Annotated in this window: 27 protein-coding genes and 1 other RNA gene; 22 read left to right on the forward strand and 6 right to left on the reverse strand. The window is 65.4% G+C overall.

Annotated elements, in window-relative coordinates:
- Positions 1-149: 149 nt before the first annotated feature.
- The 8 genes from ppc to OMP44_RS22455 all read left to right on the forward strand — a co-directional run bounded on the left by ppc (position 150) and on the right by OMP44_RS22455 (position 7,575).
- Entirely contained in the window at positions 150-2,786 is a 2,637-nt protein-coding gene (gene ppc / locus OMP44_RS22420; protein WP_280311375.1) for a phosphoenolpyruvate carboxylase, read from the forward strand.
- Between the two features lie 190 nt (positions 2,787-2,976).
- Complete coding sequence (gene adk / locus OMP44_RS22425; protein ID WP_133862967.1) at positions 2,977-3,624, forward strand: adenylate kinase; 648 nt, start codon at positions 2,977-2,979, stop codon at positions 3,622-3,624.
- A 138-nt stretch (positions 3,625-3,762) separates the two neighbouring features.
- Positions 3,763-4,446: a tRNA (adenosine(37)-N6)-threonylcarbamoyltransferase complex dimerization subunit type 1 TsaB gene (gene tsaB / locus OMP44_RS22430; RefSeq protein WP_280311377.1), complete on the forward strand. Its 684-nt coding sequence runs from the start codon at positions 3,763-3,765 to the stop codon at positions 4,444-4,446.
- Positions 4,447-4,583: 137 nt separating this feature from the next.
- A complete protein-coding gene (locus tag OMP44_RS22435) occupies positions 4,584-4,943 on the forward strand; it encodes a hypothetical protein (RefSeq protein WP_280311379.1) in 360 nt (119 codons plus the stop codon).
- Positions 4,943-5,800: a DUF72 domain-containing protein gene (locus tag OMP44_RS22440; RefSeq protein ID WP_273863057.1), complete on the forward strand. Its 858-nt coding sequence runs from the start codon at positions 4,943-4,945 to the stop codon at positions 5,798-5,800. Before OMP44_RS22435 ends, OMP44_RS22440 begins: the two co-directional genes overlap by 1 nt.
- Before the next feature lie 107 nt (positions 5,801-5,907).
- The gene (locus tag OMP44_RS22445; protein WP_273863056.1) at positions 5,908-6,609 is read left to right on the forward strand and encodes an extensin-like domain-containing protein; all 702 of its coding nucleotides are present in this window, start codon (positions 5,908-5,910) and stop codon (positions 6,607-6,609) included.
- A 31-nt stretch (positions 6,610-6,640) separates the two neighbouring features.
- Positions 6,641-7,423: a class I SAM-dependent methyltransferase gene (locus OMP44_RS22450; RefSeq protein ID WP_280311382.1), complete on the forward strand. Its 783-nt coding sequence runs from the start codon at positions 6,641-6,643 to the stop codon at positions 7,421-7,423.
- A gap of 60 nt (positions 7,424-7,483) precedes the next feature.
- Positions 7,484-7,575: non-coding RNA, sX9 sRNA (locus OMP44_RS22455), on the forward strand.
- Between the two features lie 62 nt (positions 7,576-7,637).
- On the opposite strand, the gene OMP44_RS22460 is transcribed toward OMP44_RS22455, so the two are convergent.
- The 3 genes from OMP44_RS22460 to OMP44_RS22470 are packed head-to-tail and all read right to left on the reverse strand — an operon-like array spanning position 7,638 to position 10,636.
- Positions 7,638-9,146, reverse strand: a complete 1,509-nt coding sequence (locus tag OMP44_RS22460) for a tripartite tricarboxylate transporter permease (protein WP_187978484.1) — start codon at positions 9,144-9,146, stop codon at positions 7,638-7,640.
- Between the two features lies 1 nt (position 9,147).
- A complete protein-coding gene (locus tag OMP44_RS22465) occupies positions 9,148-9,606 on the reverse strand; it encodes a tripartite tricarboxylate transporter TctB family protein (RefSeq protein ID WP_187978485.1) in 459 nt (152 codons plus the stop codon).
- Between the two features lie 49 nt (positions 9,607-9,655).
- Positions 9,656-10,636: a Bug family tripartite tricarboxylate transporter substrate binding protein gene (locus OMP44_RS22470; RefSeq protein ID WP_280311384.1), complete on the reverse strand. Its 981-nt coding sequence runs from the start codon at positions 10,634-10,636 to the stop codon at positions 9,656-9,658.
- A gap of 330 nt (positions 10,637-10,966) precedes the next feature.
- Between OMP44_RS22470 and OMP44_RS22475 the strand changes: the two genes are divergently transcribed.
- Positions 10,967-11,638: a response regulator gene (locus OMP44_RS22475; protein WP_059313739.1), complete on the forward strand. Its 672-nt coding sequence runs from the start codon at positions 10,967-10,969 to the stop codon at positions 11,636-11,638.
- Positions 11,631-13,034, forward strand: a complete 1,404-nt coding sequence (locus OMP44_RS22480) for a sensor histidine kinase (RefSeq protein WP_187978487.1) — start codon at positions 11,631-11,633, stop codon at positions 13,032-13,034. The genes OMP44_RS22475 and OMP44_RS22480 overlap by 8 nt, the downstream gene beginning before the upstream one ends.
- A gap of 56 nt (positions 13,035-13,090) precedes the next feature.
- Here OMP44_RS22480 and OMP44_RS22485 read toward each other — a convergent pair whose 3' ends face one another.
- Both OMP44_RS22485 and ygfZ read right to left on the reverse strand, forming a co-directional pair.
- Positions 13,091-13,921: an HDOD domain-containing protein gene (locus OMP44_RS22485; protein ID WP_280311387.1), complete on the reverse strand. Its 831-nt coding sequence runs from the start codon at positions 13,919-13,921 to the stop codon at positions 13,091-13,093.
- A gap of 40 nt (positions 13,922-13,961) precedes the next feature.
- Positions 13,962-14,879 carry a CAF17-like 4Fe-4S cluster assembly/insertion protein YgfZ gene (ygfZ, locus tag OMP44_RS22490; RefSeq protein ID WP_280311388.1) on the reverse strand — a complete coding sequence of 306 codons (918 nt, stop codon included), beginning with the start codon at positions 14,877-14,879 and terminating at the stop codon, positions 13,962-13,964.
- A 122-nt stretch (positions 14,880-15,001) separates the two neighbouring features.
- Here ygfZ and OMP44_RS22495 point away from each other — a divergent pair, with 122 nt between their 5' ends.
- Both OMP44_RS22495 and OMP44_RS22500 read left to right on the forward strand, forming a co-directional pair.
- Entirely contained in the window at positions 15,002-15,259 is a 258-nt protein-coding gene (locus OMP44_RS22495) for an FAD assembly factor SdhE (RefSeq protein WP_133862956.1), read from the forward strand.
- Positions 15,243-15,695 (forward strand): protein YgfX, encoded by a 453-nt coding sequence (locus OMP44_RS22500; protein ID WP_273863050.1) that lies wholly within the window; start codon positions 15,243-15,245, stop codon positions 15,693-15,695. Before OMP44_RS22495 ends, OMP44_RS22500 begins: the two co-directional genes overlap by 17 nt.
- Here the strand turns inward: OMP44_RS22500 and nadB are convergent.
- Complete coding sequence (gene nadB, locus OMP44_RS22505; protein ID WP_280311391.1) at positions 15,652-17,274, reverse strand: L-aspartate oxidase; 1,623 nt, start codon at positions 17,272-17,274, stop codon at positions 15,652-15,654. The genes OMP44_RS22500 and nadB overlap by 44 nt on opposite strands.
- Positions 17,275-17,605: 331 nt before the next feature.
- Between nadB and rpoE the strand changes: the two genes are divergently transcribed.
- From rpoE to pdxJ, 10 genes are all read left to right on the forward strand, one after another.
- Complete coding sequence (rpoE, locus tag OMP44_RS22510; protein ID WP_026083736.1) at positions 17,606-18,187, forward strand: RNA polymerase sigma factor RpoE/AlgU; 582 nt, start codon at positions 17,606-17,608, stop codon at positions 18,185-18,187.
- A gap of 33 nt (positions 18,188-18,220) precedes the next feature.
- Positions 18,221-18,751 carry a sigma-E factor negative regulatory protein gene (locus tag OMP44_RS22515; protein WP_187978492.1) on the forward strand — a complete coding sequence of 177 codons (531 nt, stop codon included), beginning with the start codon at positions 18,221-18,223 and terminating at the stop codon, positions 18,749-18,751.
- Positions 18,752-18,973: 222 nt separating this feature from the next.
- Entirely contained in the window at positions 18,974-20,398 is a 1,425-nt protein-coding gene (locus OMP44_RS22520) for a DegQ family serine endoprotease (protein ID WP_187978493.1), read from the forward strand.
- 147 nt (positions 20,399-20,545) lie between these two features.
- Entirely contained in the window at positions 20,546-22,345 is a 1,800-nt protein-coding gene (lepA, locus tag OMP44_RS22525) for a translation elongation factor 4 (protein ID WP_187978494.1), read from the forward strand.
- Positions 22,346-22,350: 5 nt separating this feature from the next.
- On the forward strand, positions 22,351-23,205 hold the full coding sequence (gene lepB, locus OMP44_RS22530; protein WP_133862950.1) for a signal peptidase I: 855 nt from the start codon (positions 22,351-22,353) through the stop codon (positions 23,203-23,205).
- Positions 23,202-23,597 carry a DUF4845 domain-containing protein gene (locus OMP44_RS22535; RefSeq protein WP_133862949.1) on the forward strand — a complete coding sequence of 132 codons (396 nt, stop codon included), beginning with the start codon at positions 23,202-23,204 and terminating at the stop codon, positions 23,595-23,597. Before lepB ends, OMP44_RS22535 begins: the two co-directional genes overlap by 4 nt.
- Complete coding sequence (gene rnc / locus OMP44_RS22540; RefSeq protein ID WP_133862948.1) at positions 23,594-24,283, forward strand: ribonuclease III; 690 nt, start codon at positions 23,594-23,596, stop codon at positions 24,281-24,283. Before OMP44_RS22535 ends, rnc begins: the two co-directional genes overlap by 4 nt.
- On the forward strand, positions 24,276-25,181 hold the full coding sequence (gene era, locus OMP44_RS22545) for a GTPase Era (protein WP_133862947.1): 906 nt from the start codon (positions 24,276-24,278) through the stop codon (positions 25,179-25,181). The genes rnc and era overlap by 8 nt, the downstream gene beginning before the upstream one ends.
- A gap of 2 nt (positions 25,182-25,183) precedes the next feature.
- Complete coding sequence (gene recO / locus OMP44_RS22550; RefSeq protein ID WP_280311392.1) at positions 25,184-25,867, forward strand: DNA repair protein RecO; 684 nt, start codon at positions 25,184-25,186, stop codon at positions 25,865-25,867.
- 3 nt (positions 25,868-25,870) lie between these two features.
- On the forward strand, positions 25,871-26,611 hold the full coding sequence (gene pdxJ / locus OMP44_RS22555) for a pyridoxine 5'-phosphate synthase (protein WP_280311393.1): 741 nt from the start codon (positions 25,871-25,873) through the stop codon (positions 26,609-26,611).
- Positions 26,612-26,738: the final 127 nt, after the last annotated feature.

Here is a 26,738-nt window from a genome sequence, read left to right on the forward strand (position 1 = left end):
GCTTAGGCAAAGGTCGGATATTCAGGTTGAGCGAGGCTGGGCACCCTGCAACAGCCGGGGCTTGCAACCGTGACAGCAGGGTGCTGTCCTCTGCGCTAGACCGCAGCGGTTGCCGTGAGGTCCGAACCGGTACTTTCGAGGAGCACGAGATGGTGGAAATCGACGTTCGCCTGCGCGAGCAGGTGCGGTTGCTGGGCGATCTGCTGGGGCAGACCATCGCCGACCAGCATGGCGCGGCCTTTCTCGACAAGATCGAGCGGATCCGCAAGGGCGCCAAGGCCGCCCGTGGCGGCTCCGCGGAGGGTGCCCGCCAACTGGGCGACACCCTGGATACCCTGGCCGAAGACGAGCTGCTGCCAGTGGCGCGGGCCTTCAGCCATTTTCTCAACCTGGCCAACATCGCCGAGGAATATCATCGGGTCAGACGGCGCACCGAGGACGAGCCGCCACCCTTCGAGCAGCAGGTGCTGCCGGAATTGCTGGAGCGTCTGGGCGCGGCCGGGCACTCCGGCCAGGCGCTGGCCGAGCGGGTCGCGGCGCTGGACATCGATCTGGTGCTGACCGCTCACCCCACCGAGGTCTCCCGGCGCACCCTGATCCAGAAATACGACGAGATCAGTGCGCAACTGGCGGCCCTCGATCATCGCGACCTCACCGCTGCCGAGGTGGCCGCCATCGAGGCACGGCTGCGCCGGCTGATCGCCGAGGCCTGGCACACCGAAGAGATCCGCCGCCAGCGCCCGACGCCGGTGGACGAAGCCAAGTGGGGCTTCGCGGTGATCGAGAATTCGCTCTGGCAGGCGATACCCAGTCTGCTGCGCAAGCTGGATGCCGGCCTGCAGGAACGCACCGGCCAGCGGCCGCCGCTGACGGCGGCGCCGGTGCGCTTCTCGTCCTGGATGGGGGGCGACCGCGACGGCAATCCCAATGTCACCGCCGCCATTACCCGCGAGGTGCTCCTGCTGGCGCGCTGGATGGCCGCCGATCTCTATCTGCGCGATGTCGATCGGCTGGCCGCCGAGCTGTCCATGCAGGCGGCGAGTCCGGCCCTGCGCGAGCAGGCCGGCGATCACCCGGAGCCCTATCGCAAGGTGCTCAAGGTGCTGCGCGAGCGGCTGCAGATCACCCGCAGCTGGGCGGCCCATGCCATCACCGATCCCCATGCCGGCGCCCGCCATGTCCTCAGCGACAACGCCGAGCTGATCGCGCCGCTGCAGCTGTGCTACGACTCCCTGCAGCGCTGCGGCCTGGGGGTCATCGCCGACGGTTCCCTGCTCGATACCCTGCGGCGGGCCCGCACCTTCGGTCTCTATCTGGTCCGCCTGGACATCCGCCAGGACGCCGCGCGCCATGCCGCAGCCATGGCCGATATCTGCCGCTACCTCGACCTGGGCGACTATGCCGCCTGGAGCGAGGCGCAGCGCCTGGAATTCCTCCGCGGCGAGCTCGGCAGCCGGCGCCCCCTGCTGCCGCTGGACGCCGAGCTGGAGGCCGATACCCGGGAGGTGCTCGCCACCTGCCGCGTCATCGCCGCTTCGCCGCCTGACGCCCTGGGTTCCTATGTCATCTCCATGGCCGGCGCCGCATCCGACGTGCTGGCCGTGCAGCTGCTGCTGCGCGAGTGCGGGGTACGGCAGCCGATGCGCGTGGTGCCGCTGTTCGAGACCCTCGACGATCTGGATCACGCCGGCACGGCCATCGCCAGCCTGCTCGATCTGCCCGACTATCGCGAGCGTCTGGCCGGTCCCCAGGAGGTCATGATCGGCTATTCCGACTCGGCCAAGGACGCCGGCACCCTGGCGGCCGCCTGGGCTCAGTACCGTGCCCAGGAAGCCCTGGTGGACATCTGCGCCAGTCGTGGCGTCGAACTGCTGCTGTTCCATGGCCGTGGCGGCACCGTGGGGCGTGGCGGTGGCCCGGCTCACGCGGCCATTCTCTCGCAACCGCCGGGCTCGGTGGCCGGGCGCTTCCGCACCACCGAACAGGGCGAGATGATCCGCTTCAAGTTCGGTCAGCCAGCCATCGCCGAGCAGAATCTGGCGCTGTACCTGGGCGCCGTGCTGGAGGCCACCCTGTTGCCGCCGCCGGCACCCGAGCCGGCCTGGCGCGAGCAGATGGATCGCCTGGCCCGCGACAGCCTGCAGGCCTATCGCGGGGTGGTGCGCGAGGATCCGCATTTCGTCAGCTATTTCCGGCAGGCCACGCCCGAGCAGGAGCTGGGCCGCTTGCCCCTGGGCAGTCGCCCGGCCAAGCGCCGCGAAGGCGGCGTGGAAAGCCTCAGGGCCATCCCCTGGATCTTTGCCTGGACCCAGACCCGGCTGATGCTGCCGGCCTGGCTCGGCTGGGAAAGGGCGCTGGAAGAAGCCGAGCGCCGTGGCGAATCGCCGCTTTTGCGCGAGATGCGCGAGCGCTGGCCGTTCTTCCAGACGCGCATCGACATGCTGGAAATGGTGCTGGCCAAGGCCGAAGCCGAACTGGCGCGGCTCTATGACCAACGCCTGGTGGAAGCCGATCTGCAGGTGCTCGGCAGCCAGTTGCGCGAGCGGCTGCGCCAGGCCGGGGTGGCGGTCCTGCGCCTGACCGGACAGGCCGAATTGCTCGAGCACCATCCGGAAACCCTGGTGTTCATTGCCGTGCGCAACACCTATCTCGATCCGCTGCATCTCTTGCAGATCGAGTTGCTGGCCCGGGCGCGGGCGGCGGGCGAAAGCCAGCCGGCCGCACTCGATCAGGCCCTGCTGGTGAGCGTGGCCGGGATCGCCGCCGGACTGCGCAATACCGGTTGAACAGACTGTCGCTTTTGCCGGGGTCCGGCGTCGTCTGGACGGCCCCGGCACCTGCGACGCTTGGTAACTTGTGCGGCCAGGGGGCGCTGTGTATGGTTGGTCCCTTTGGCCGTCTCGTGTCGTCGACAACAATCATCGCGACAGCGCCCCGTGCGGGCTGCCAGTCCGAGACCATTCTAAGGAGCAACAGATGCGCGTAATCCTGCTGGGAGCGCCCGGTGCCGGCAAAGGTACTCAGGCCCGGTTCATCACTGAGAAATTCGGCATTCCGCAGGTTTCCACCGGCGACATGCTGCGTGCCGCGGTCAAGGCCGGCACGCCCCTGGGCCTGCAGGTCAAGGACATCATGGACAACGGCGGCCTGGTCTCCGACGAGATCATCATCGCCCTGATCAGCGAACGCATCCTCGACGCCGATTGCGCCAAGGGATTCCTGTTCGACGGCTTCCCGCGCACCATTCCCCAGGCCGAGGCCCTCGAAGCCGCGGGCGTCAAGATCGACCACGTGCTGGAAATCGCCGTCGATGACGAAGAAATCGTCCAGCGCCTGTCCGGTCGCCGCGTGCACCCGGGTTCGGGTCGCGTCTATCACGTCGAGCACAATCCGCCGAAGGTCGCCGACACCGACGACCTGACCGGCGAGCCGCTGGTACAGCGCGAAGACGACCGCGAAGCCACCATTCGCAAGCGTCTGGACCTCTATCATTCCCAGACCAAGCCGCTGGTGGACTTCTACCAGAAGCTGGGCGCCGCCCAGGGCACGCCGAAGTGCAGCCGCATCGAGGGCGTGGGTTCGGTGGATGCCATCACCGCCAAGGTGCTGCAGGCCCTGAACTAAACGCCGGTAACGGCCGCCTGTGCCTGCAGGCGGTCCGGTCAAGGCGCCGTCCTGGCGTCGTGACCGATGGGCGGGTCCCCTCGCGTCCCGTCTTCCTCTAGAATGCGCAGCCCTTTTCCTCGTCGCGGATTCGCCCCCATGTCCATCCTGCTCGCCCTCGACACCGCCACCGAAGCCTGTTCGGTCGCCTTGCATCTGGGCGAAGAGATCATCCATCGCTACGAGATCGCGCCACGCCTGCATGCCCAGCGGGTCCTGCCCATGGTGCAGGAGCTGTTGGCCGAGACCGGTCTGAGTCTGACGCAGGTGGACGCCATCGCCTTCGGTCGCGGTCCGGGCGCCTTCACCGGCGTGCGCATCGCCATCGGCGTGGTGCAGGGCCTGGCCTTCGGTCTGGACCGGCCAGTGCTGCCGGTGTCGAATCTGGCGATCATCGCCCAGCGCGCCTGGCGCGAGCGTGGCGTGACCCAGGTGGCCGCGGCCATTGATGCGCGCATGGACGAGGTCTACTGGGGCTGCTATCACCTCGCCGACGACGCCATGGTGCTGGCAGGAACGGAAGCCGTGCTGGCCCCCGAAGCCGTCGTCCTGCCGGCTGCCGCCACCGGCGACTGGTTCGGTGCCGGCACCGGGTGGGGTTACGGCGATCGCATGGCTGTGCCCCTGATCGAGCGGGATGCCAGCCTGTTGCCCCATGCGCAGGATCTGGCGGTGCTGGCGGCCTCGGCCTGGCAGCGCGGCGAAGCCGTGTCGGCCGAATCCGAAGCGGCGCAACCCGTCTATCTGCGTGATCGGGTCGCCACTCCCAAGCAGTCGGTCTGACGTCAGGAAACCCGACGTAATAGTCTGACGTCCAAGCTATGTATGCCGCTCGTCCGCCGGTCGCGACGGGCGTCCGCCCCTTGATTGTCATAGCTTTCGACCCTACTTAGAGTAGTGCCATCCGTTTGGGACCTGCCATGCGCATTGACAGCGGCTATTCCTCCTCTGCTTATTCCCTGAATCGTTCCTCGCGCGCGGTCACGCCCGTACGCGAGGTGGCGAAGGACGAGGACGCCCGTCAGAACGCCATCGCCCGCGAGGCCACGGGTAATTCCCGGTCCGACGTCGCGCCCGTCCGCCGCGTCGAGGCGACCGGGGCAACCGATACCGGCAACGGCGGTGGCAATGGCCTGGTGCTCAGCGAGCGGGAAGGGCGCTTCGCCAGTCAGCTCACCGCGCGTGCGCAACAGGCGCTGGCCAGCTACGGCAGCACCGCCGCCCTCGGCGCCGAGGCGGACGGCTCCTCCAGCGTCGTGGGCCTCGATCTCTACGCCTGATGCTGCCGTACTTTCTCGGCTGCCCTTCCTGGAACGACAACGCCTGGCGTGAAAGCCTCTACCACGGCCTGCGCCCGGGAGATTTCCTGCCGCGCTACGCCCAGGTGTTCAATGCCGTGGAAGGCAATACCACCTTCTATGCCTGGCCCGCGGCGGACACCATCCGCCGCTGGGCCGAGCTGATGCCTGCCGACTTTCGCTTCTGCGCCAAGTTTCCCCGCGACATCAGCCATGCCGAGGATCTGCGCGTGCAACTCGCCAGCGCACGCACCTTTCTCGACTTGCTGGCGCCCCTTGGCGAGCGCGCCAGTCCGTTGTGGCTGCAACTGCCCGCCGGCTTCGGGCCCGATCGGCTCAAGGAACTACAGGTCTTTCTCTCGGCCATGGCGCCGCGTTGCGCCCTGGCCGTGGAGGTCCGGCACCTGGCCTTTTTCGACAAGGGCGAGTCCGAGCGGGCCTTGAACCGCCTGCTCATGGACCTGGGCGTGGAGCGCGTCGGCCTGGATTCGGCTGCCCTGTTCAGCGCCGATCCGAGCGAGCCGGCCGTGCGCCTGGCCCAGGCCAAGAAGCCGCGGGTACCGGCGCGTGCCCTGGCATTCAGCGAGCATCCCCAGGTGCGCTTCATCGGCCGCCTGGAGCTCGCTGCCAACGACTATTACCTGGCCAAGTGGGTCACCCGGGTAGCCGACTGGATCGAGGCGGGCAAGGTGCCCTATGTCTTCCTGCATACCCCGGACAACCGCCAGGCGCCCGAGCTGGCCCTGAGATTCCACGCCCAGCTGCGCGAGCGCCTGTCCGGCTTGCCCGCATTGCCCGAGTTGAGCACCGCTGATACCGAACAACTCGGCCTGCTCTAGTCCGCGCCGTCCACCGCGATACGTTTGGCGACGTTTTCGCCGGCATTCCCGTGGTCCGCTCCGGTCAGATGAAGTCTCTCGCTTGACGATCCTCTTCGGCGCGCCGCATGAAAGCCAGACACCTGCTCGGTCTCGTCATCCTGCTCTATGGCGGTCTGCACACCGCCTTCGACCAGGGCTGGCTGCGCATTCCGCCTGCCTACAACCCCTGGGCGCCGCTGGACATCCAGGCACCCACCACTGCCGTCACCCGACTCAAGCTCTGGCGCCTGCAGGCCGATGCCGACTATTGCGCGGCGTCCCTGGCCACCTCGGCGCTCAACTATCGCGAATTACGTGGCAATGCCGGTTCGGCCGACTGCCCGCTGGAGCGGACGGTGCGCATCCAGCGCGGCGAAGGGGTGAGACTCAGCGGCAGCTTCCTCGCCAGCTGTCCCCTGGCCGTCAGCTTCGCGCTGTTCGAGCGGCAGGGCCTGCAGCCGGCGGCCGAAGCCGTCTATGGCCAGCGGGTGGCCGAGGTGGAGCACTACGGCAGCTTTGCCTGCCGCAACATCTATGGCCGCGCCAGCGGCCGGCGCAGTCAGCACGCCACGGCCAACGCCCTGGACATCGCCGGACTGCGCCTGGCCGATGGCCGCCGCATCAGCGTGGCACGGGACTGGAAGGGCGATCCCCAGGCCCAACGCTTCTTGCGGCTGGTACGCGATGGGGCTTGCCGGTCCTTCAATACCACCCTGGGACCGGACTACAACGCGGCGCACCGCGATCATTTCCATGTCGACATGGGTGGCTTTCGCGTCTGCCGGTAGAATGGCCGGTCCTTTCGCCAGCGAGTCGCCCATGTCCACCGCCCGCCCCGCGCTTATCGTCGAAGCCCTGGAACCCGCCTTCACCGAGGCCGCCGCTGCCTGGGCCGCGCGCCTTGACCTGCCCCTGGGCACCGCCACGACCGAGGAATTCGCCCTGCAGGTCGGTATTCAGGGCCTGCAACTGGTGCAGCGCGGCCCGGAGGCACCGGGTCCGGTACGGGTGGACTTCGTCGAGGGCGCGGCGGCGCACAGGCGCAAGTTCGGCGGTGGCGCCGGCCAGATGATCGCCAAGGCCATCGGAGTCGGACCCGGCGTGCGCCCGCGCGTGCTCGACGCCACCGCGGGTCTGGGTCGCGACGCCTTCGTGCTGGCGACCCTGGGCTGCACGGTGACGCTGGTCGAGCGCCAGCCGCTGATCGCCGCCCTGCTCGAAGACGGCCTCGCTCGCGCGGCACGGGATCATGAAGCGGCCGGTATCGCAGTCCTGATGACCCTGGTGCAGGCCGATTCCACCGCCTACCTGCAAGGCGGGGAAGGCGAGGCGCCCGAGGTGATCTACCTGGATCCCATGTTTCCGCATCGCGACAAGAGCGCCCTGGTGAAGAAGGAGATGCGCCTGTTCCGACCGCTGGTGGGCGACGATCTGGACGCCCCGGCGCTGCTGGCCGCGGCCCTGGCCCGCGCCAGTCACCGGGTGGTGGTCAAGCGCCCGCGCAAGGCGCCGGCCATCGAGGGCGTGAAGCCGGGCTATGTGCTGGAGGGCAAGTCCAGCCGCTACGATATCTATCCGAAGAAGAGCTTCAAGTCCTCCTAGAGCAGCTAACAACCCTACTGCGCGTCCGCCAGACGGGCGCGTGCAGTGCTCGGAATCCTCATGTACCGCTCGTACACTCGTGCGCGAGCCCGGTGCGGTTCCTGCGCGCCGCGCGCACCCGCCTGACAGCCGCTCGCTACGTTTTTTTAGCCGCCCTGAACGAAAACGCCCGCGGGCGGAAGGACTCCGGCCGCGGGCGCTGGTGTCACCGACTTCAGACGGTCGCGGGCTTGGGCGCGCGACGCTTGCGCCAGGCCCGGTAGAAGGGCAGGGCCACCATCAGGATGCAGACGATCCAGATGACCTGGCTGATGCCGCTCTGCCAGAGAATGCCCACGTCGCCGTTGGAGATCGACAGCGCGCGTCTCAGGCTGGTCTCCATCAGCTCGCCGAGGATGAAGCCCAGCAGCAGCGGCGAGAGGGGGAAGTCCAGCTTGCGCATGATGTAGCCGAAGATGCCCACGCAGACCATCAGCACCAGATCGAAGGTGGTGGCGTGCACCGCGTAGACGCCGATGCCGGTGATGATGGCGATGGCCGGGGCCAGCGACCAGTTCGGCACATCGAGGATCTTGGTGAACATCTTCACCATGGGCACGTTGAGGATGAGCAGCATCACGTTGGCGATGAACAGCGAAGCGATCAGGCCCCACACCAGATTCGGCTCGTTCTGGAACAGCAGCGGGCCGGGGGTGATGTTGTACAGGGTCAGGGCGCCGATCATCACCGCGGTGGTGCCCGAGCCGGGGATGCCCAGGGTCAGCATGGGAATCATGTTGCCGCACACCGCCGCGCCGATGGCGGTTTCCGGCGCGGCCAGGCCACGCAGGTCACCTTTGCCGAACTTGCCATCGGCACCCGCCAGACGCTTCTCGGTGGTGTAGGCCAGGGCGCTGGCCAGGGTCGCGCCAGCACCTGGCAGGACGCCGATGATGAAGCCGCTCACCGAACTGCGCATGTTGACCATGAATACGCTGCGGGCTTCGCGCACGTTGAACAGCATGCGCCCGGTGGCCTTAACCGCGACCTGGCCATGATGGGTCTGCTCCAGCAGCAGGAGCAGTTCGCTCACCGAGAACAGCCCCAGCACCAGGATCACGAAGTCGATGCCGTCGGCCAGGTGCACGTTGTCGAAGGTGAAGCGATAGACGCCGCTGTTGGCATCGATGCCCACGGAGGCGATGGCCAGGCCGAAGAGCGCGGCGACCAGGGTCTTGACCGGCTTCTCGGCGGCCATGCCGGAGAGGCTGAGGATGGCCAGGGCCATCAGCGCGAAGTATTCCGCCGGACCGAAGGCGATCGCCCACTTGGCCAGCAGCGGCGAGAACAGCACCATGCCGCAGGTGGCGATGAAGGCACCGATGAAGGAGCTCCAGGCCGACAGCGACAGGGCCACGCCCGCCATCCCTTGCCGTGCCAGCGGATAGCCGTCCAGACAGGTCATCATGGTCGCGGCTTCGCCGGGGATGTTCAGCAGGATCGAAGAGATCCGGCCGCCGTATTCGCAGCCCAGATAGACCGCCGCCAGCAGGATCAGCGACGTCTCCGGCGGCAGGCCCAGGGCGAAGGCCACCGGGATCAGCAGGGCGATGCCGTTGATCGGCCCGAGACCCGGCAGCAGACCCACCACGGTGCCGATCAGGGTGCCGATCAGCGCCACGATCAGGTTGGTCGGCGTCATGGCGACGCCAAAGCCCTGCATCAGAAAATTCAAGGTTTCCATGTCAGCCTTCCAGGAATTCCAGCACGCCAAGGGGTAGGGGGACTTCCATCACCCGGTCGAACAGCACATAGAGACTTATCGAGAGCAGCAGGCTGACCAGGGCACAGGGCATCAGGCGACCGCCATAGAGCAGGCCGCACAGGGTGGCGGTAAGGAAGGCGCTCAAGGGGAAGCCCAGCGGCTGGAAGGTCAGGGCGTAGCCCAGCAGGATGACGCAGCAGGCCACCACCTTGCGCAGCGACGAGGCGTCCAGCGGCTTCTGGTCTTCGCCATCGCCGATCGGCGTGGGGCGGATGATCAGATAGGCGAGGCCCAGGCTCATCAGCCCGAACATCAGCATCGGATAGGCCCGCGGACCGACCGGTTCGTAGGAGAAGGGCGCCTGGTAATCCCGGGCGATGAACAGCATGACGAGTCCGGCCACCAGCCAGACCGCCATGAAGGCGCGTTGGAAGATCATGTCGACATCCTCGAAGGCGCCCGGAGGGGCGCCAGGGGCGGGGGCTCTGTTACTGGATCAGGCCGAATTCCTTGGCCATGCCGCGATAGCGCGCGACTTCCTTCTGCACATAGGCGTCCAGTTCGGAACCGGTCATGGCGAAGGGGAAGAGCTCGCGCTGATCACGCAGCTTGGCGAAGTCGTCGGACGCCAGCAGCTTGTCGAAGCTGGCTTTCCACCAGTTGTACTGCTCGTCGGTGACCTTCGGGCCGACATAGAAGCCGCGGACCACCGGCCAGACGATGTCGTAGCCCTGCTCACGTGCGGTGGGGATGTCCTTCATCGCCGGTTCGTCGAAACGCTGCTCGGCGAAGACCGCCAGGAGGCGCATGTTGCCGGCCTCGACATGGGGCATGGAGTCGGAGATGTCGGTGCTGCCGACCTGGATGTGGCCGCCCAGCAGCGCGGTGGCGATCTCGCCGCCACCTTCCAGGGCCACGTAGCGCAGGTCCTTGGGATTGATGCCGGCGGCCTTGGCGATCAGCGCCGTCTGCATCCAGTCCTGGCTGCCGACGGTGCCGCCGGAACCTATAACCACCTTGCTCGGATCCTTCTTCAGCGCCTCGACCAGATCACCCAGGGTCTTGTAGGGCGAATCGGCCTTGACCGCGATGGCACCGTAGCTGGCACCCACCGCCGCCAGCCAGCGCACGGCCTTCTCGTCGAAGCGACCGAACTTGCCCTGGGCCAGGTTCAGCAGCGAACCGCTGGAGAAGGCGACGATGGTGTCGCCATCCGCCGGACGCTGAGCCACCACGGTGTTGTAGGCCACCGCGCCGACGCCGCCGGGCATGTAGGTCACGCGCATGGGCCTGTCCAGCAGCTTGGCTTCCACCAGGCCGCTCTGGGCCAGCTTGCAGGTCAGGTCGAAGCCACCACCCGGCGAGGCTGGGGCGATGCATTCGGGACGCTTGGGTTCGGCCATGGCCTGGGCGGACAGCAGCATGGAGGCGGCCAGGGTCAGGGTGAGGGTGCGCAAGGTGGTGCTCATCGACGTCTTCCTTTTGTTGTTATTTCAGAAGCTGACAGGCGGACACGGCTCAGGCTCGCCAGGGCGGCGATCGTTCGGAGAGGTAGCACGGGAGCACGTGGAGCTGCGCGAGGGCGAGCATGGATGTCGTTCCGCTTGTTATTGTTGTTGGCCAACCAGGGGTGGCGCTTGGGCAAGCATCATGCGGTTCTGGGACCGCTACCTTTCACTCTAGACCGCCAAGCTTTCAACAGCCTTTCAGTCGTGAAAGGCAACGAATGTGCGGGGCGGGCAACGGGTCAAGGGGCCACTATCCGGTAAACTCGGGCCTTTTAGGCAGGAGCTGTCAGCGTGCGCATCCTACTGGTCGAAGATCATCCGCCTCTGGCCGAAAGCGTCGCCCAGGCGCTCAAGAGTGCCGGGCTCAACGTCGATCTGCTCAACGATGGCGTGGCCGCCGACCTGGCCCTGCAGAGTGAAAGCTATGCCCTGGCCATTCTCGACGTCGGCCTGCCGCGCATGGATGGCTTCGAGGTGCTGGCGCGCCTGCGCGAGCGCGGCGATCGCCTGCCGGTGCTGATGCTCACCGCCCGTGGCGAGGTCAAGGACCGGGTGCAGGGCCTCAATCTTGGCGCCGACGACTACCTGGCCAAGCCCTTCGAACTCACCGAGCTGGAAGCCCGGGTCAAGGCCCTGCTGCGCCGCAGCGTGCTGGGCGGCGATCGCCAGCAGCGCTGCGGTCCGCTGATCTACGACCTCAATACCTCGCGCTTCACCCTGGGCGAGGAGGCGCTGTCGCTCACCTCCCGCGAGCACGCCGTGCTGGCTGCGCTGATCGCCCGTCCCGGACGGGTCATGAGCAAGGAGCAACTCGCCGCCCAGGTCTTCGGCCTGGACGAAGAGGCCAGTCCCGAGGCCATCGAGATCTATGTCCACCGCCTGCGCAAGAAGCTGGAAGCCGGCGCGGTACGCATCGTCACCTTTCGCGGCCTGGGCTATCTGCTGGAAGAACAGCATGGCTGAAGTGGCGAAGGCGGCGGGCAGCCTGCGTGGCCGCCTGCTGCTGCGAATGGTCATCCTGCTTGCGGTGATCCTGGCGATCAGCAGTCTGGCGGCCTATCTCAATGGCCGGCGCCTGGCCGACGTGGCCTATGACCGGACGCTGCTGGCTTCGGCCCGGACCATCGCCGCGGGCCTGTCGGCGTCCAACGGCACCCTGCGCGCCGATGTGCCCTACATCGCCCTGGACAATTTCGCCTACGACAACGTGGGGCGCATCTTCTACCAGGTGCTGGATACCCGTGGCCGGCTGATCTCCGGCTACGAAGAGATCCCGCCCCCGCCGCCGGGCGCCCCCCTGACCCGCGACTATCCGGCCCTGGCGCGCTTCTACAACAGCACCTATCGCGGCAAGGACGTGCGGGTGGTCAGCCTGGCCCAGCCGGTCAGCCAGCCGGATCTCACCGGCATGGCCGAGATCCGCGTCGCTGAGACCGCCGAAGCTCGCGAGGAGGTGGCCCGCAGTCTGCTCACCGACACCCTGATCCGCCTCGGGCTGATGGGGCTGGGTGCCATCCTGCTGGTGTGGATGGCGGTCGGCGCCGCCCTGCGGCCCCTGGAGCGCCTGCGCCAGGCCGTGGAAGAGCGTGGGGTGGACGACCTGCGCCCGCTGCCCGAGGTGCGGGCGCCCCAGGAACTGCTGCCCTTGGTGCATGCCCTGGAGGGCTTCACCCTGCGCCTGCGCCGGCTGTTCGAGCGCCAGGCCGACTTCATCGCCAACGCCGCCCACGAATTGCGCACCCCGCTGGCGGCGATCAAGGCGCGAGTCGAACTGGGCCTGCGTGAACGCGAGCCCCAGGCCTGGTACGCCACCCTGGAAGAGACCCGCGCGAGCACCGATCGCCTGGCGCGCCTGGCCAACCAGCTGCTGTCGCTGGCACGCATCGAGAGCGGCGCCCAGGCCATCGCCGAGGGTGGCGCCGAACGGCTGGAGCTCAGCGAACTGGCCAGGGAGCTGGCCATGGCGCTGGCGCCGCTGACCCATGCCAAGGGCGTCGCCCTGGCCTTCGAGCCCTTCGCCAAGGCGCCGGTGATCGGTGAGCCGACGCTGCTCAACGAGCTGCTCTGCAACCTGGTGGAAAACGCCCTGGCCCACAGCCAGCCAGGTGGCAACATCGTGGTGCGGGTGCTGGCGCCGGCGGTGCTGGAAGTCGAGGATGACGGTCCCGGCATTCCGGCCAATGCGCGGGTCAAGGTGTTCGAGCGCTTTCAGCGCCTGGATCCGCAGTCCGGGGGCGCCGGTCTGGGATTGGCCATCGTCGGAGAGATCTGCGCCGCCCACCGCGCCCGTATCCAGTTGCTGGACGGCGCGCTTGGCGGGCTACGGGTGCGGGTCGAATTTCCCGCCGAGGAAGCCTAGGCTTTGTCTAAAAGTGCCGGACCTTCGCTAGGCGACGTTTCAGCCAAGCCCGATGCTCAGCCGAGCAGGGTGCGCGACTGCTCCACCGCGTCCCAGAAGGACTGATCCTGGGCGGGATCGGGCTGGTTGTTCAGCCCCAGGCGGATGCCGGCCGGCAGTGTCTGCACCGCGATCTCCTGCTGACCCTGGCGCTGCGCGTGCAGCTGGGTAGCGATCTGCACGATATCGGCATAGTCGGCCGCCGCGGGCTGGCGTTCCAGCACCAGATACTCCCGGGGCACGCAGGCGATGTCGGCCGGGAAGTCCCAGACCTTGAGAATGCGTTCGCCGATCTGCGGATGGATGCGCGCCGTCACCTGGTCGAGGGTGATGGCGTTAGCCAGCAGCTCTTCCTGTTCCTCGGCATAGGTGAGGATCGGCAGCACGCCGATCTGGTGCACCAGGCCGGCGAGCAGGGCGCGGTCGGCCATCAGGCGCGTGTACTTCTTGCACAGCGCATGGCTGATGGCGGCGATCTCGGTGCCCTGGCTCCAGACCTCGCGCATCTTGCGATCCACGGCGTCGCTGGTGGCCTGGAACATCTGCTGCATGGCCAGGCCCGTGGCCAGGTTCGCCGTGTAGTTGATGCCCAGGCGCCCGACCGCCATCTGCAGGTCGGTGATCTCCTTGCTGGTGCGCAGCAGCGGGCTGTTGACCACCTTGATCAGGCGCGCGGTCAGGGCGGCGTCCATGGCGATCACCCGGCTCAGCTCGGCGACACCCACGTTGGGGTCTTCGGCCGCTTCTCTGACCTTCAGCGCCACCTCGGGAAGGGTGGGCAGCACCACGCGATCCGTGTCTATCGCGTGCAGAAGATCCTGGACAACTTTTTCGGCAAGAGGAGTCATGACGTACCTGTGTGAGGAGCGGAAAAGGCGATCCCAACCTTCAGCGCTTTATTTCACGATCGCTATCGAGTGAGTAGGGCAAATCGAGTAAACGGCAGTTTGGCCCGCCCGAGCTGCCCACCGAGACGCGTCCATCCTCGGCGGCATCGCCCTGCAGCACCGCCAGGAATTCGCAGCCCTCGGCGCTAGACGCGGCGAGCACCACCTCGCCCACGCTGCTGCCATGCACCGGCGAGAACAGCTCGGTACCCACGGCGGGGGGCTGGTCGCTGCCGGCGAGCCGATAGAGGCGCCGCTTGAGCTTGCCCAGGTACTGCATACGCGCGACGATCTCCTGGCCGGTGTAGCAGCCCTTGCGAAAGCTCACGCCATCCAGCGCCTGCAGATTGATCATCTGCGGGACGAACAGCTCACGGGTCGCGCCGAACACCTGGCCCACGCCGGACCGCACCTGGGCCAGCAGCCACTCATCGAGCGCGACCTCCGGCAAGGCCGGCGCCGCTGCGTCCACCGCGCGCCAGGTCTCGACCCGGCCATCCTCCAGCCGCAGGGCGAAGCCGCCATCGAGCGGTGCCACGGCATTGGCCTGGTCACCCAGCACGACGTCGGGATAGGCGCTGGCGAAACCGGCGGCAGAGAGCCCCAGGCGTTGCCAGTGGCTGCTTTCATCGGTCAGCGTCGACTTGGAGAAGACCGCATACTTCTTCAGATCGGTCAGCAAGGGCTCGACCAGCTCCGCGGCCATCGCCAGCAGATAGCCGTCGGCCTGCTTGACGATGCGGAAGCTGGACACCAGGCGCCCCTTGGGCGTGCAGCGACCCCCCAGGCCGGCCTGGTCGTCAGCGAGATAGTTGAGGTTGCAGGTCACCTGCCCCTGGAGAAACTTGGTCGCATCGACCCCGCGGAGGGCCAGGACGCCTTCGTGGGTCAAGCGGCAGAAATACGGCGAGTCGGCCATTGCGGCAGCAGCTCCGTGTCGAGTGAAGCCGCTCATCATAGGCGTGCCCGGGGTGAATGTCAGGCGCACTGCGCGGCGGGGCGCTTCGGGCTTATACTGCGCCGATTGTCGCAGGAGTCCCCATGAGTACCGAAGCTACCGAACTCAACAGATTGTACTGGCACAGCCGTCGCGGCATGCTGGAACTGGATGTATTGCTGGTGCCCTTCGTCAAGGAGGTCTATTCCTCCCTGGGCGCGGAAGACCAGGCGCGCTATCGCAAGCTGCTCGAGTGCGAGGATCAGGACATGTTCCACTGGTTCATGCAGCGTGGCGAACCGGAAGACGCCGATCTGCAGCTCATCGTGCGCATGATCCTGGACCGTGTCCAGCCGGCTTGAGCCCCTCGAATGCCGCTGGAGCGCCTCTGCCGGCCTCCTGCGGCTGCACGCCTTGGCCGCCTTCGGCGCGGGGATCTGCCCCTGGCTGGCGGCCATTCCCTGGACGCTCAAGCCCCTGCTGACGCTGCTGGTGCTCTGGTCCTGGCAGCGCGTGCGCCAGCGCCAGCTCCAGCAGCGCTACCCGGGCGTGCCACGGCGGCTGCGGCATGGCGCCGAGGGTTGGCAGCTCTGGTCGCCAGCGACCGGTTGGCAGGCCATCCAGGTGCGCCCGGACAGCCTGGCCCTGGCGCGGTTGGTGGTGCTGCGTTATCGGGTGCCGGACGAAAGACGCACCCGCAGTCTCTGCATCGCCCGCGACAGCCTCACCGCGGACGCCCATCGCCGCCTGAGAGTCAGGCTTCGCTTCGCGCCGCGTCGGTTCGCGGCACCAGAATAGTGTCCCGGGCCGTGCTGGCGAGCTGCGGATAGTCCAGGGTGAAGTGCAGGCCGCGACTCTCCTGACGGGCGAGGGCGCTCTCGATGATCAACTCCGCGACCTGCGCCAGGTTGCGCAACTCGATCAGATCGCGACTCACTCTATAGTTGCTGTAGAACTCGTCGATCTCGTCCATCAGCAGCCGAATCCGATGGCGGGCGCGCACCAGTCGCTTGGAGGTGCGCACGATGCCGACGTAGTCCCACATGAAGCGCCGCAGCTCGTCCCAGTTGTGCGCGATCACCACGTCCTCGTCCGAGTCCGTCACCTGGCTGGCATCCCAGTCGGGCAGGTCACGCGGCATGGCGATCTCGGCTTCTTGCGCCTGGATGTCCAGTGCCGCCGAGCGCGCATAGACGAAGCACTCCAGTAATGAATTGCTGGCCATGCGATTGGCGCCATGCAGACCGGTACAGCTGGTTTCGCCGATGGCGTAGAGACCGGCCAGATCCGAGCGCCCGTGCTCATCGACGCGCACCCCGCCACAGGTGTAGTGCGCGGCCGGTACCACGGGGATCGGATCGCGGGTAATGTCGATGCCCAGTTCCAGGCAGCGGCGATAGACCGTCGGGAAGTGCTCCTGCACGAAGTCCGCCGGCTTGTGGCTGATGTCGAGAAAGACGCAGTCGATGCCCAGGCGCTTCATCTCGTGATCGATGGCCCGCGCCACCACGTCGCGCGGTGCCAGGTCGGCGCGGGGGTCGAAGCGCGGCATGAAACGCTCGCCATCGGGCAGGCGCAATACGGCCCCCTCGCCACGCAGGGCTTCGGTGATCAGGAAGCTCCGCGCATGGGGGTGATAGAGGCAGGTAGGATGGAACTGGTTGAATTCCAGATTGGCTACCGAGCAGCCGGCGCGCCAGGCCATGGCGATGCCGTCACCGCTGGCGCTGTCCTGGTTGGTGCTATAGAGGTAGGCCTTGCTGGCGCCACCAGTGGCCAGCACCGTGAAACGCGCGTGCAAGGTATCCACCTGGTCGCTGGTGCGGTCGAGCACATAGGCGCCCAGGCAGCGCGTACCCTGCCGGCCGAGTTTTTCCGTGGTGATCAGATCCACCGCCACGCGCTGGCTGAGCAGCTGGATATTGGGACGGCCTTCCGCGGTCCGCAGCAGGGTGTCGAAGATCGCCATGCCGGTGGCATCGGCGGCGTGAATGATGCGTCTGTGGCTGTGGCCGCCTTCCCGGGTCAGGTGAAAGCCCAGGCCACCCTTGGCGCCGTCCTGCTCGCGGGTGAAGGGTACGCCCTGGTCGATCAGCCACTGCATGGCCTCGCGGCTGTGCTCGACGGTGAAGCGCACGGCGGCTTCGTCACACAGCCCGGCGCCCGCGACTAGGGTATCCTGCACGTGCGCCTCGACGGTATCGCCCTCGTCCAGCACGGCGGCGACACCCCCCTGCGCCCAGTAGGTCGAGCCATGTGCCAACTCGCCCTTGCTCAGCACCGCGATCAACAGCGTCGCGGGCAGATTGAGCGCAAGCGTCAGGCCTGCGGCGCCACTGCCGATTACCAGGACATCGAATTCCAGATGACGCGCCATGACGTTTCCTTCTCACCGAGACGGCGAGTATAGGAACACGGCGACTGACGGCATAGCCATCGATGGCAAGGGGGCAGGGAACTCGCGGGCGTCAAACGGGGTCTATGTACAGATAATCGCTCATCCGTGCGGCCGGAGTGCCTGGACGAGAATGGGCCATCTGCCAAAGCTAAATCAGTGATACCCAGGAGCGATTAGCAGCCATTTCAGTGCTCGCTCATCAACTGCTGTGGAGGGGAGAAACTTCGTGCAACAGCCCAGTCTAGCAGCGCGCGTCGATAGTGAAGGCAAGGACGATACCGAGCTGCAAGCCAAGGATAGCAAGCAAGTCCTGCCCACTCAGGAGCAGGATCAACAACTGGTCGAGCGCGTACAGCGCGGCGACAAGCGTGCCTTTGACCTGCTGGTGCTCAAGTATCAGCACAAGATTCTCGGTCTGATCGTGCGTTTCGTCCACGATACCCAGGAAGCCCAGGACGTCGCTCAGGAGGCTTTTATCAAAGCCTATCGTGCCCTCGGGAACTTCCGTGGCGATAGTGCTTTCTACACCTGGCTCTATCGCATCGCCATCAACACGGCAAAGAACCATCTGGTTGCCCGGGGTCGTCGTCCACCGGATAGCGACGTCAGTGCCGAAGATGCGGAATTTTATGAAGGCGACCATGCTCTAAAGGATATCGAGTCCCCGGAGCGGTCCCTTTTGCGGGATGAGATCGAGGCCACCGTGCATCGGACCATCCAGCAACTCCCGGAAGATCTGCGCACCGCGCTGACTCTTCGCGAGTTCGAAGGCCTCAGCTACGAGGACATTGCCAATGTTATGCAATGTCCGGTGGGAACGGTCCGGTCCCGGATTTTCCGGGCTCGGGAAGCGATAGACAAAGCATTGCAGCCCCTGCTGCGTGATGCATAGACAGCGGCGACAGCTTTTAGAGAGGTAATACGTATGAGTCGTGAAGCCCTGCTGGAATCCCTGTCCGCTGTTATGGATAACGAAGCGGACGAATTCGAAACCCGGCGCGTCATCGCCGAGGTCAGCAAGGACCCGGAATTGCGCGCCACCTGGTCGCGCTACGCCATGGTCAGCGCCGTGATTCGCGGTGAGCCCATGCTGCCGAATCTGGATATCGCCAAAGGCGTCACCACCACGCTGGAGCGTGATGAGGTCGCCACAGCGCCAGTAGCAGCACCTGTTGCCGCTCAGGCGAGCAAGGGTCGTTGGTCGAGCCTGGGTCGTGTCGCGGTCGCTGCGTCCGTGACCTTCGCCGTACTGGCGGGCGTGCGGATGTACAACCAGTCCGACGTCTCCACCCAGGGTCTGGCCCAGCAGGCGCCGAGCCAGCTGACCGTGCCACAACCCGCACGTAGCCCGGCTGTATTGGCCAGCTTCAGCGAAGAAAGCACCAAGGCCAACGCCCAGGTCAAGGCTGATCAGCCTGCAGCAGGTGAAAAGCAGGACGCTCCTGCCCAGCGCTGATCCGCTGGCTTCACCTCGAAACGGCGCCCGGAGCCCAGCTCCAGGCGCCGTTTTTTTTGCCCTGGAGATTTTCGACCAGGTCGCAAAAAAGCTTCGAAAGCTATCGTTCAGCAAGGGCGTGGTATTTCTGCTGCCAGTCGTCACTGACAGTGCCTCCGATCCCGGAAAGGCAGGTCGCCAGCGATGTGTTCAAGTCATTGGATAGAGTGGAGCTGCATGCGCATGCGCAATCTAAAGCATTACACGGCTGCCCTGATGGGGCTCTGGCTGATGGGAATGACGGCCATGGCCCGGGCCGATCTGCCGGATTTCACCGGGCTGGTCGAGGCGGCATCTCCCGCGGTCGTCAACATCAGCACCCGGCAGAAAATTCCCGAAGGTCGCGGCGCCGGCGCCATGACCATGCCCGACCTGGAAGGCCTGCCACCGGGTATCCGTGAATTCTTCGAGCGCAGCATTCCGCAGATGCCGCGCAGTCCCCGGGGCAAGCAGGAGCAGGCCCAGTCGCTGGGTTCCGGCTTCATCATCTCGCCCGATGGCTACATCCTGACCAACAATCATGTGGTCGCCGATGCCGACGAGATCCTGGTGCGCCTGTCCGACCGCAGCGACCATACCGCCAAACTGATCGGCGCGGATCCCCGCACCGACGTGGCCCTGCTGAAGATCGACGCCAAGGACCTGCCTACCCTCAAGCTGGGCAACTCCGACCAGCTCAAGGTGGGTGAATGGGTGCTGGCCATCGGCTCACCCTTCGGCTTCGATCATTCGGTCACCGCCGGCATTGTCAGCGCCAAGGGTCGCAGCCTGCCCAATGAAAGCTACGTCCCCTTCATCCAGACCGACGTAGCCATCAACCCGGGCAACTCCGGCGGCCCCCTGTTCAACCTCAAGGGGGAAGTGGTCGGGATCAACTCGCAGATCTTCACCCGCTCCGGGGGCTTCATGGGGCTGTCCTTCGCCATCCCGATCGACGTCGCCATGAACGTGGCCAATCAGCTCAAGACCGAAGGCAAGGTCAGTCGCGGCTGGCTCGGCGTGGTCATCCAGGAAGTGGACAAGGACCTTGCCGAATCCTTCGGCCTGGATCGTCCGGCGGGTGCCCTGGTCGCCCAGACCCTGGACGACGGTCCCGCCGCCAAGAGCGGCATCAAGGTGGGTGACGTCATCCTCTCGGTCAATGGTCAGAAGATCGAGGAGTCCGCCGACCTGCCGCACCTGATCGGCAACCTCAAGCCGGGTGCCAAGGCCGACATGGAGATCATCCGCGAAGGCAAGCGGCAGAACCTCAGCGTCACCGTGGGCGACATGCCCAAGGATGACCAGGCCGCTTCCGGTGGCGAGCGTGGCTCCGACCGCGCCAGCAATCGCCTGGGCATCGCCGTCGCCAATCTGACGCCCGAGCAGAAGAAGACCCTGGATATCCAGGGCGGTGTGGTCATCAACAAGTTGAGTGGCGACGGTCCCGCTGCGGCCATCGGCCTGCGTCCGGGCGATGTCATCACCCACCTGAACAACCAGCCGATCGAATCGGCCCCGGCCTTCGAGAAGATCACCTCGGCGCTGCCGGCGGGTCGTTCCATCTCGATGCGCGTGGTGCGCGACGGTCGCGCCAGCTTCATCACCTTCAAGCTGCCGGGCAAGTAACGGCAAGGCAGGCGCGCAGGGGCGGGCGACCGCCCCTTCTTTTTGTCCGCTCGAACGGCGCGAGTCCCCTTGTTTGCCGCATTCAGGTAAACTCCCCCGCTATTTTCCCGGCGGATGTTCCGCCGCTGGCTATTCGAGTGCTGATTCGTGAGTGATCTGAGCCATATCCGCAATTTCTCCATCATCGCCCACATCGATCACGGCAAGTCGACGCTTGCGGATCGGTTCATCCAGATGTGTGGTGGTTTGAGCGACCGAGAAATGGAGGCCCAGGTCCTGGATTCCATGGACCTCGAGCGTGAGCGCGGCATCACCATCAAGGCCCACAGCGTTACGCTGTACTACAAGGCCGAAGATGGTAAGACCTACCAGCTCAACTTCATCGATACCCCTGGCCACGTCGACTTCACCTATGAAGTCAGCCGCTCGCTGGCCGCCTGCGAAGGCGCGCTGCTGGTGGTGGACGCGGGGCAGGGCGTGGAAGCCCAGTCGGTCGCCAACTGCTACACCGCCATCGAGCAGGGCCTCGAGGTCATGCCGGTGTTGAACAAGATGGATCTGCCCCAGGCCGATCCGGACAAGGTCAAGGCCGAGATCGAGCACATCATCGGCATCGATGCCACCGACGCCGTGCCCTGCAGTGCCAAGAGCGGCATGGGCGTACCCGAGGTGCTCGAACAACTGGTCAAGGTCATTCCGCCGCCGGAAGGCGAGATCGACGCACCGCTGCAGGCCCTGATCATCGACTCCTGGTTCGATAACTACCTGGGCGTCGTCTCGCTGGTGCGCGTCAAGCACGGTCGGGTCAAGAAGGGCGACAAGATCCTGGTCAAGTCCACCGGCAAGGTGCACCAGGTCGACAGCGTCGGTGTCTTCTCGCCCAAGCATACCGAGATGCCTGACCTGAAGGCCGGTGAAGTAGGCTTCATCATCGCCGGCATCAAGGAAATCCTCGGTGCTCCGGTCGGTGACACCCTGACCCTCAGCGCCACCCCTGACGTGGCCATGCTGCCGGGCTTCCAGCGGGTCAAGCCGCAGGTCTACGCCGGTCTGTTCCCGGTCAGCTCCGACGACTTCGAGGACTTCCGCGAAGCGCTGCAAAAGCTCACCCTCAACGACGCGGCCCTGCAATACGAGCCGGAAAGCTCTGAGGCCCTCGGCTTCGGCTTCCGCATCGGCTTCCTCGGCATGCTGCACATGGAGATCATCCAGGAGCGCCTGGAGCGCGAATATGATCTCGACCTCATCACCACGGCGCCGACCGTGGTCTTCGAGGTGGTGCTCAAGGATGGCAGCACCATCTATGTCGACAACCCCTCGAAACTGCCGGACCTGGCCTCCGTCGCCGAGATGCGCGAGCCCATCGTCCGCGCCAACATCCTGGTACCCCAGGAGCACCTGGGCAACGTCATCACCCTGTGCATTGAAAAGCGTGGCGTCCAGCGCGACATGCAGTTCCTCAGCAGCCAGGTGCAGGTCAGCTACGACCTGCCGATGAACGAGGTGGTACTGGACTTCTTCGACCGCCTGAAGTCGGTGAGTCGCGGCTATGCGTCGCTCGATTACAGCTTCGATCGCTTCGAGGCGGCCAGCCTGGTCAAGCTCGACGTCCTCATCAACGGCGAGAAGGTCGACGCCCTGGCCCTGATCGTCCATCGCGACAAGGCGCACTACAAGGGTCGCGCCCTGACCGAAAAGATGAAGGAGCTGATCCCGCGGCAGATGTTCGACGTGGCGATCCAGGCAGCCATTGGCGGTCAGATCGTCGCCCGCACCACCGTCAAGGCGCTGCGCAAGAACGTCCTGGCCAAATGCTATGGCGGTGACGTCTCCCGTAAGCGCAAGCTACTGGAAAAGCAGAAGGCGGGTAAGAAGCGCATGAAACAGGTTGGTAGCGTAGAGATTCCTCAAGAGGCCTTCCTGGCCGTGCTCAAGGTGGATAGCTAAAGCCCATGTCCTGGAACTTCCCTCTGTTGCTGGTTCTCGCGGTCGCCGTCTGCGGCGCCCTGGCGCTCATCGATCTGCTGGTGCTCGCACCGCGTCGTCGCAAGGCGATCCAGACCTACGGGCAGCAGGTCAGCGAGCCTGATCCCGTGGTCCTGGAGCAGTTGAACAAGGAACCGGCGCTGGTCGAGTACGGGAAGTCCTTCTTTCCCGTCCTGGCCATCGTGCTGATCCTGAGATCCTTCCTGGTGGAGCCGTTCCAGATTCCTTCGGGCTCCATGAAGCCGACCCTGGAAGTGGGCGACTTCATCCTGGTGAACAAATTCGCCTACGGCATCCGCCTGCCGGTGATCGATCTCAAGGTCATCCCGATCGGTGATCCGCAGCGCGGCGACGTCATGGTGTTCCGCTATCCCAGCGATCCCAGCGTCAACTACATCAAGCGCGTGATAGGCGTGCCGGGCGATACCATCCGCTATACCAGCGACAAGCAGCTGTACATCAACGGCCAGCGCGTCAGCGAGGAGCTGGTAGGCGACGAGCCGGGTTCGCTGGGCAGCGTCAAGCTGTTCAAGGAACAACTGGGCAAGGCCGAACACCTGATCCGCGAAGAGATGACCCGCTACCGCATGGAGCCCGACCACGAGTGGAAGGTGCCGGCCGGTCACTACTTCATGATGGGTGACAACCGCGACAACTCCAACGACAGTCGCTACTGGGACGATCCCAACATTCCCCGTGATCTGCTGGGCATGGTTCCCGACCGCAACATCGTCGGCAAGGCCTTCGCCGTCTGGCTGAGCTGGCCGGAGCCCAAGCTGCAGAGCATGCCCACCCTGTCTCGCGTAGGTATCATCAGATGAATGAACGCAGAGTGCCCGGTCTCCCGTCGCGTCAGCAGGGTCTGTCGTTTCTCGGTGGTCTGCTCGGACTCTGCGTCATCGCCTTCCTGGCCAGCACGGCCATGAAACTCGTTCCGCATTACCTGGACTACAATGCTCTGACCAAGGTCATCGAATCCATCGGCGACAACCCCGATAACCAGATTCGCAGCGTGTCCGACGTCTACAGCTACGTGGGGAAGGGTATGCAGGTGAACGACATCCGTGATCTCGATCTGCAAAAGGCCATGCGCGTCGAAGCCGACGGCAACCACCTGCAGATCCACCTCGACTATGAAAAACGTGAACACCTGATCCGCAACATCGATCTGGTCGTTCGTTTCAATCGTGATTTCCGTATAAATCTCCCGTGACTTTATCTCTAGATCGCCTCGAGCGTCGGCTGGGTTATACCTTCCAGGACCCGGACCTGATGCTGCTCGCCCTTACGCACCGCAGCTTTGCCGGTCGCAACAACGAACGCCTTGAATTTCTCGGCGACGCCATCCTCAACTTCATCATCGGCGAAGCCCTCTACGATCACTTCCCCCAGGCCCGTGAAGGCCAGCTGTCCCGCTTACGGGCCAAGCTGGTGAAAGGCGAGACCCTGGCGCTGCTGGCCCGCAGCTTCGAACTCGGTGACTACCTGCGCCTGGGTTCCGGTGAGCTGAAGAGCGGCGGCTTTCGTCGCGAATCCATTCTCGCCGATGCCATGGAAGCCCTGATCGGCGGCATCTATCTGGATGCCGGCATGGACGCGGCTAAAGACCGGGTCATGGCCTGGCTGGGGCCGCAACTGCGCGAGCTGACGCCGGTGGATACCAACAAGGATCCCAAGACGCGGCTGCAGGAGTTTCTCCAGGCGCGCGCTTGCGACCTGCCGCGCTACGAGGTGGTCGCCATCGAAGGAGAGCCCCATTGCCGGGTCTTCTTCGTCGAATGCGAGATCGCCATGCTCAACGAAAAGACGACGGGGCAGGGCGCCAGTCGCCGCATCGCCGAACAGATAGCGGCCTCGGCGGCCTTGATCGCCCTGGGCGTGGAGAATGGTCATGAATGATGAGCTGAAGGCATCGCGCTGCGGCTACGTAGCCATCGTGGGTCGCCCCAACGTTGGCAAGTCCACGCTGCTCAACCATATCCTGGGGCAGAAGCTGGCCATCACCTCGCGCAAGCCGCAGACCACCCGGCACAACATGCTTGGCATCAAGACCGAGGGTGAGGTCCAGACCATCTATGTGGATACCCCCGGTCTGCACAAGGAAAACCAGAAGGCGCTCAACCGCTTCATGAACAAGACGGCCGTCACCGCCCTGCGCGATGTGGACGTCGTGGTGTTCGTGGTTGATCGCACCCGCTGGACCGACGAAGACCAGATGGTGCTGGAGCGGGTGCGCTTCGTGAAGTGCCCGGTGCTGCTCGCCGTCAACAAGATGGATCGCCTGGAAGACAAGGCCGACATGCTGCCGCACCTGCAATGGCTGCAGGAGCAGTTGCCGGAAGCCGCGCTCATTCCGATCTCCGCCCAGCATGGCCACAATCTCGACGCCCTCGAAGAGCTGGTCGCCGAACGTCTGCCGGAAGGTGACCACTTCTTCCCCGAGGACCAGATCACCGACAGATCCAGCCGCTTTCTCGCGGCCGAGCTGATCCGGGAAAAGATCATGCGCCAGCTGGGGGCGGAGTTGCCCTATCAGGTCGCGGTCGAGATCGAGGAATTCAAGTACGACAACGGCGTGCTGCACATCCACGGCCTGATTCTGGTCGAGCGTGATGGCCAGAAGAAGATCCTCATCGGCCAGGCCGGCGAGCGCATCAAGCGGATCGGCCAGGAAGCCCGCCACGACATGGAAACCCTGTTCGACGCCAAGGTCATGCTCAACCTCTGGGTCAAGGTCAAAGGCGGCTGGTCCGATGACGAGCGTGCCCTGCGCTCTCTGGGTTATTCCGACCTCTAGCGATGCAGGCGTCCGAGCCGCTGTTCGTCCTGCATTCGCGCCCCTACCGGGAAAGCAGTGCGCTGGTGGATGTGTTCGGCGCCTTTGGCCGGGTCCGTACCGTATTGCGCGCGGCCCGCTCCCGCTCCGGAAGTCTGGCCAGACCCTTCATTCCGCTCGAAGCCCAGCTCAGCGGGCGAGGGGAGTTGAAGAATCTGCAGAAGGTGGCGGCCCTGGCGCCGCCCTTTCTGCTTCAGGGACAGGCCCTTTTCAGTGGCTTCTATCTCAACGAACTGCTGGTCCGGCTGCTACCCGCCGAAGATCCCTATCCCGCCCTCTTCGAACTCTATGGTCTGACCCTGGCCGCCCTGGTCCAGGGCCGTCCGGTCGAACCCCTGTTGCGTACCTTCGAATGGCGTCTGCTTGATCTGCTGGGCTACGGTTTTTCGCTGGCCCAGGCCCTGGATGGTCGGGCCATCGAAGCCCGGCGTCTCTATCGCTTCATTCCGGATCAGGGCTTCGAGCCCGTCGACGAGGTTCGCCCGGGCTGTCTGGCCGGCGCGGAAATCCTGGCACTGGATCGTGGCGAATGGGACGATCCCACGGTAGTCCGCGCTGCCAAGCGCCTGATGCGCCAGGCCCTGGCGCCGCACCTGGGCAGCAAACCCCTGATGAGTCGCGAATTGTTCGCCAAGCCAAGTGAATAAGCCATGAAAGAGTTCAGTCGTGTTCTGTTGGGCGTCAACATCGATCATGTCGCTACCCTGCGCCAGGCCCGGGGTACGAGATATCCGGATCCGGTCAAGGCGGCACTGGACGCCGAAGAGGCAGGGGCGGATGGCATCACCCTGCACCTGCGTGAGGACCGTCGCCATATCCAGGAACGGGATGTACGCCTGCTGCGCGAGCTCCTGCAGACCCGCATGAATCTCGAAGTCGCCCTGACCCCCGAGATGCTGGACTTCGCGCAGGAGATCCGTCCCGAGCACGTCTGCCTGGTGCCCGAGCGCCGGGAAGAGCTGACCACCGAAGGTGGTCTGGATGTCCTGGGGCAGGTCCAGCGCATCCGCGATGCCATTGCCGCGCTGCCCGCTTCGGAAGTGTCCCTCTTTATAGACCCGGATCTGCAGCAGATTCAGGCGGCCAAGGACTGCGGCGCCCCGGTGATCGAACTCCACACCGGTCGCTATGCCGAGGCAGACACCCAGCACGAGCAGACCCTGGAGCTGCAGCGCCTGGCCAAGGCCGTGGAATTCGCCACCGGCCTCGGGCTGGTGGTCAATGCCGGCCATGGCCTGCACTACCACAATGTTCAGCCGATCGCGGCCCTGCCAGGTATCAACGAGCTGAACATCGGTCACGCCATCGTCGCCCAGGCAGTCTTCGTCGGCTTCAAGCAGGCGGTCAGGGACATGGCCGAATTGATTCGCTGCAGCTCGGTCGTAAAATAACTGTTGACCTGTCCTGAAACTCCCCTATAATGCGCCCCACTTCCGGCGCAGACGCTGAAGCGGCTTGAAAATCAAGCACTTAGGTCTGAGCCGGGCGAGGGGTCCACGGATTCTTCGCTGTTTGGTC

Origin of the sequence: Pseudomonas flavocrustae (assembly GCF_029872515.1) — a bacterium.
GTDB classification, from domain to species: domain Bacteria; phylum Pseudomonadota; class Gammaproteobacteria; order Pseudomonadales; family Pseudomonadaceae; genus Chryseomonas; species Chryseomonas aestiva.

What these genes read in the sequence shown, in the direction of transcription:
- OMP44_RS22515 (WP_187978492.1), top strand. Translation starts at nt 18,221, where the DNA reads ATGAGTCGTGAAGCCCTGCTGGAATCCCTGTCCGCTGTTATGGATAAC.
- ppc (WP_280311375.1), top strand. Translation starts at nt 150, where the DNA reads ATGGTGGAAATCGACGTTCGCCTGCGCGAGCAGGTGCGGTTGCTGGGC.
- OMP44_RS22535 (WP_133862949.1), top strand. Translation starts at nt 23,202, where the DNA reads ATGAATGAACGCAGAGTGCCCGGTCTCCCGTCGCGTCAGCAGGGTCTG.
- OMP44_RS22520 (WP_187978493.1), top strand. Translation starts at nt 18,974, where the DNA reads ATGCGCAATCTAAAGCATTACACGGCTGCCCTGATGGGGCTCTGGCTG.
- OMP44_RS22495 (WP_133862956.1), top strand. Translation starts at nt 15,002, where the DNA reads ATGAGTACCGAAGCTACCGAACTCAACAGATTGTACTGGCACAGCCGT.
- recO (WP_280311392.1), top strand. Translation starts at nt 25,184, where the DNA reads ATGCAGGCGTCCGAGCCGCTGTTCGTCCTGCATTCGCGCCCCTACCGG.
- tsaB (WP_280311377.1), top strand. Translation starts at nt 3,763, where the DNA reads ATGTCCATCCTGCTCGCCCTCGACACCGCCACCGAAGCCTGTTCGGTC.
- OMP44_RS22465 (WP_187978485.1), bottom strand. Translation starts at nt 9,606, where the DNA reads ATGATCTTCCAACGCGCCTTCATGGCGGTCTGGCTGGTGGCCGGACTC.
- adk (WP_133862967.1), top strand. Translation starts at nt 2,977, where the DNA reads ATGCGCGTAATCCTGCTGGGAGCGCCCGGTGCCGGCAAAGGTACTCAG.
- lepB (WP_133862950.1), top strand. Translation starts at nt 22,351, where the DNA reads ATGTCCTGGAACTTCCCTCTGTTGCTGGTTCTCGCGGTCGCCGTCTGC.
- OMP44_RS22440 (WP_273863057.1), top strand. Translation starts at nt 4,943, where the DNA reads ATGCTGCCGTACTTTCTCGGCTGCCCTTCCTGGAACGACAACGCCTGG.
- pdxJ (WP_280311393.1), top strand. Translation starts at nt 25,871, where the DNA reads ATGAAAGAGTTCAGTCGTGTTCTGTTGGGCGTCAACATCGATCATGTC.
- OMP44_RS22470 (WP_280311384.1), bottom strand. Translation starts at nt 10,636, where the DNA reads ATGAGCACCACCTTGCGCACCCTCACCCTGACCCTGGCCGCCTCCATG.
- OMP44_RS22445 (WP_273863056.1), top strand. Translation starts at nt 5,908, where the DNA reads ATGAAAGCCAGACACCTGCTCGGTCTCGTCATCCTGCTCTATGGCGGT.
- era (WP_133862947.1), top strand. Translation starts at nt 24,276, where the DNA reads ATGAATGATGAGCTGAAGGCATCGCGCTGCGGCTACGTAGCCATCGTG.
- OMP44_RS22460 (WP_187978484.1), bottom strand. Translation starts at nt 9,146, where the DNA reads ATGGAAACCTTGAATTTTCTGATGCAGGGCTTTGGCGTCGCCATGACG.
- OMP44_RS22485 (WP_280311387.1), bottom strand. Translation starts at nt 13,921, where the DNA reads ATGACTCCTCTTGCCGAAAAAGTTGTCCAGGATCTTCTGCACGCGATA.
- nadB (WP_280311391.1), bottom strand. Translation starts at nt 17,274, where the DNA reads ATGGCGCGTCATCTGGAATTCGATGTCCTGGTAATCGGCAGTGGCGCC.
- ygfZ (WP_280311388.1), bottom strand. Translation starts at nt 14,879, where the DNA reads ATGGCCGACTCGCCGTATTTCTGCCGCTTGACCCACGAAGGCGTCCTG.
- OMP44_RS22480 (WP_187978487.1), top strand. Translation starts at nt 11,631, where the DNA reads ATGGCTGAAGTGGCGAAGGCGGCGGGCAGCCTGCGTGGCCGCCTGCTG.
- OMP44_RS22435 (WP_280311379.1), top strand. Translation starts at nt 4,584, where the DNA reads ATGCGCATTGACAGCGGCTATTCCTCCTCTGCTTATTCCCTGAATCGT.
- OMP44_RS22450 (WP_280311382.1), top strand. Translation starts at nt 6,641, where the DNA reads ATGTCCACCGCCCGCCCCGCGCTTATCGTCGAAGCCCTGGAACCCGCC.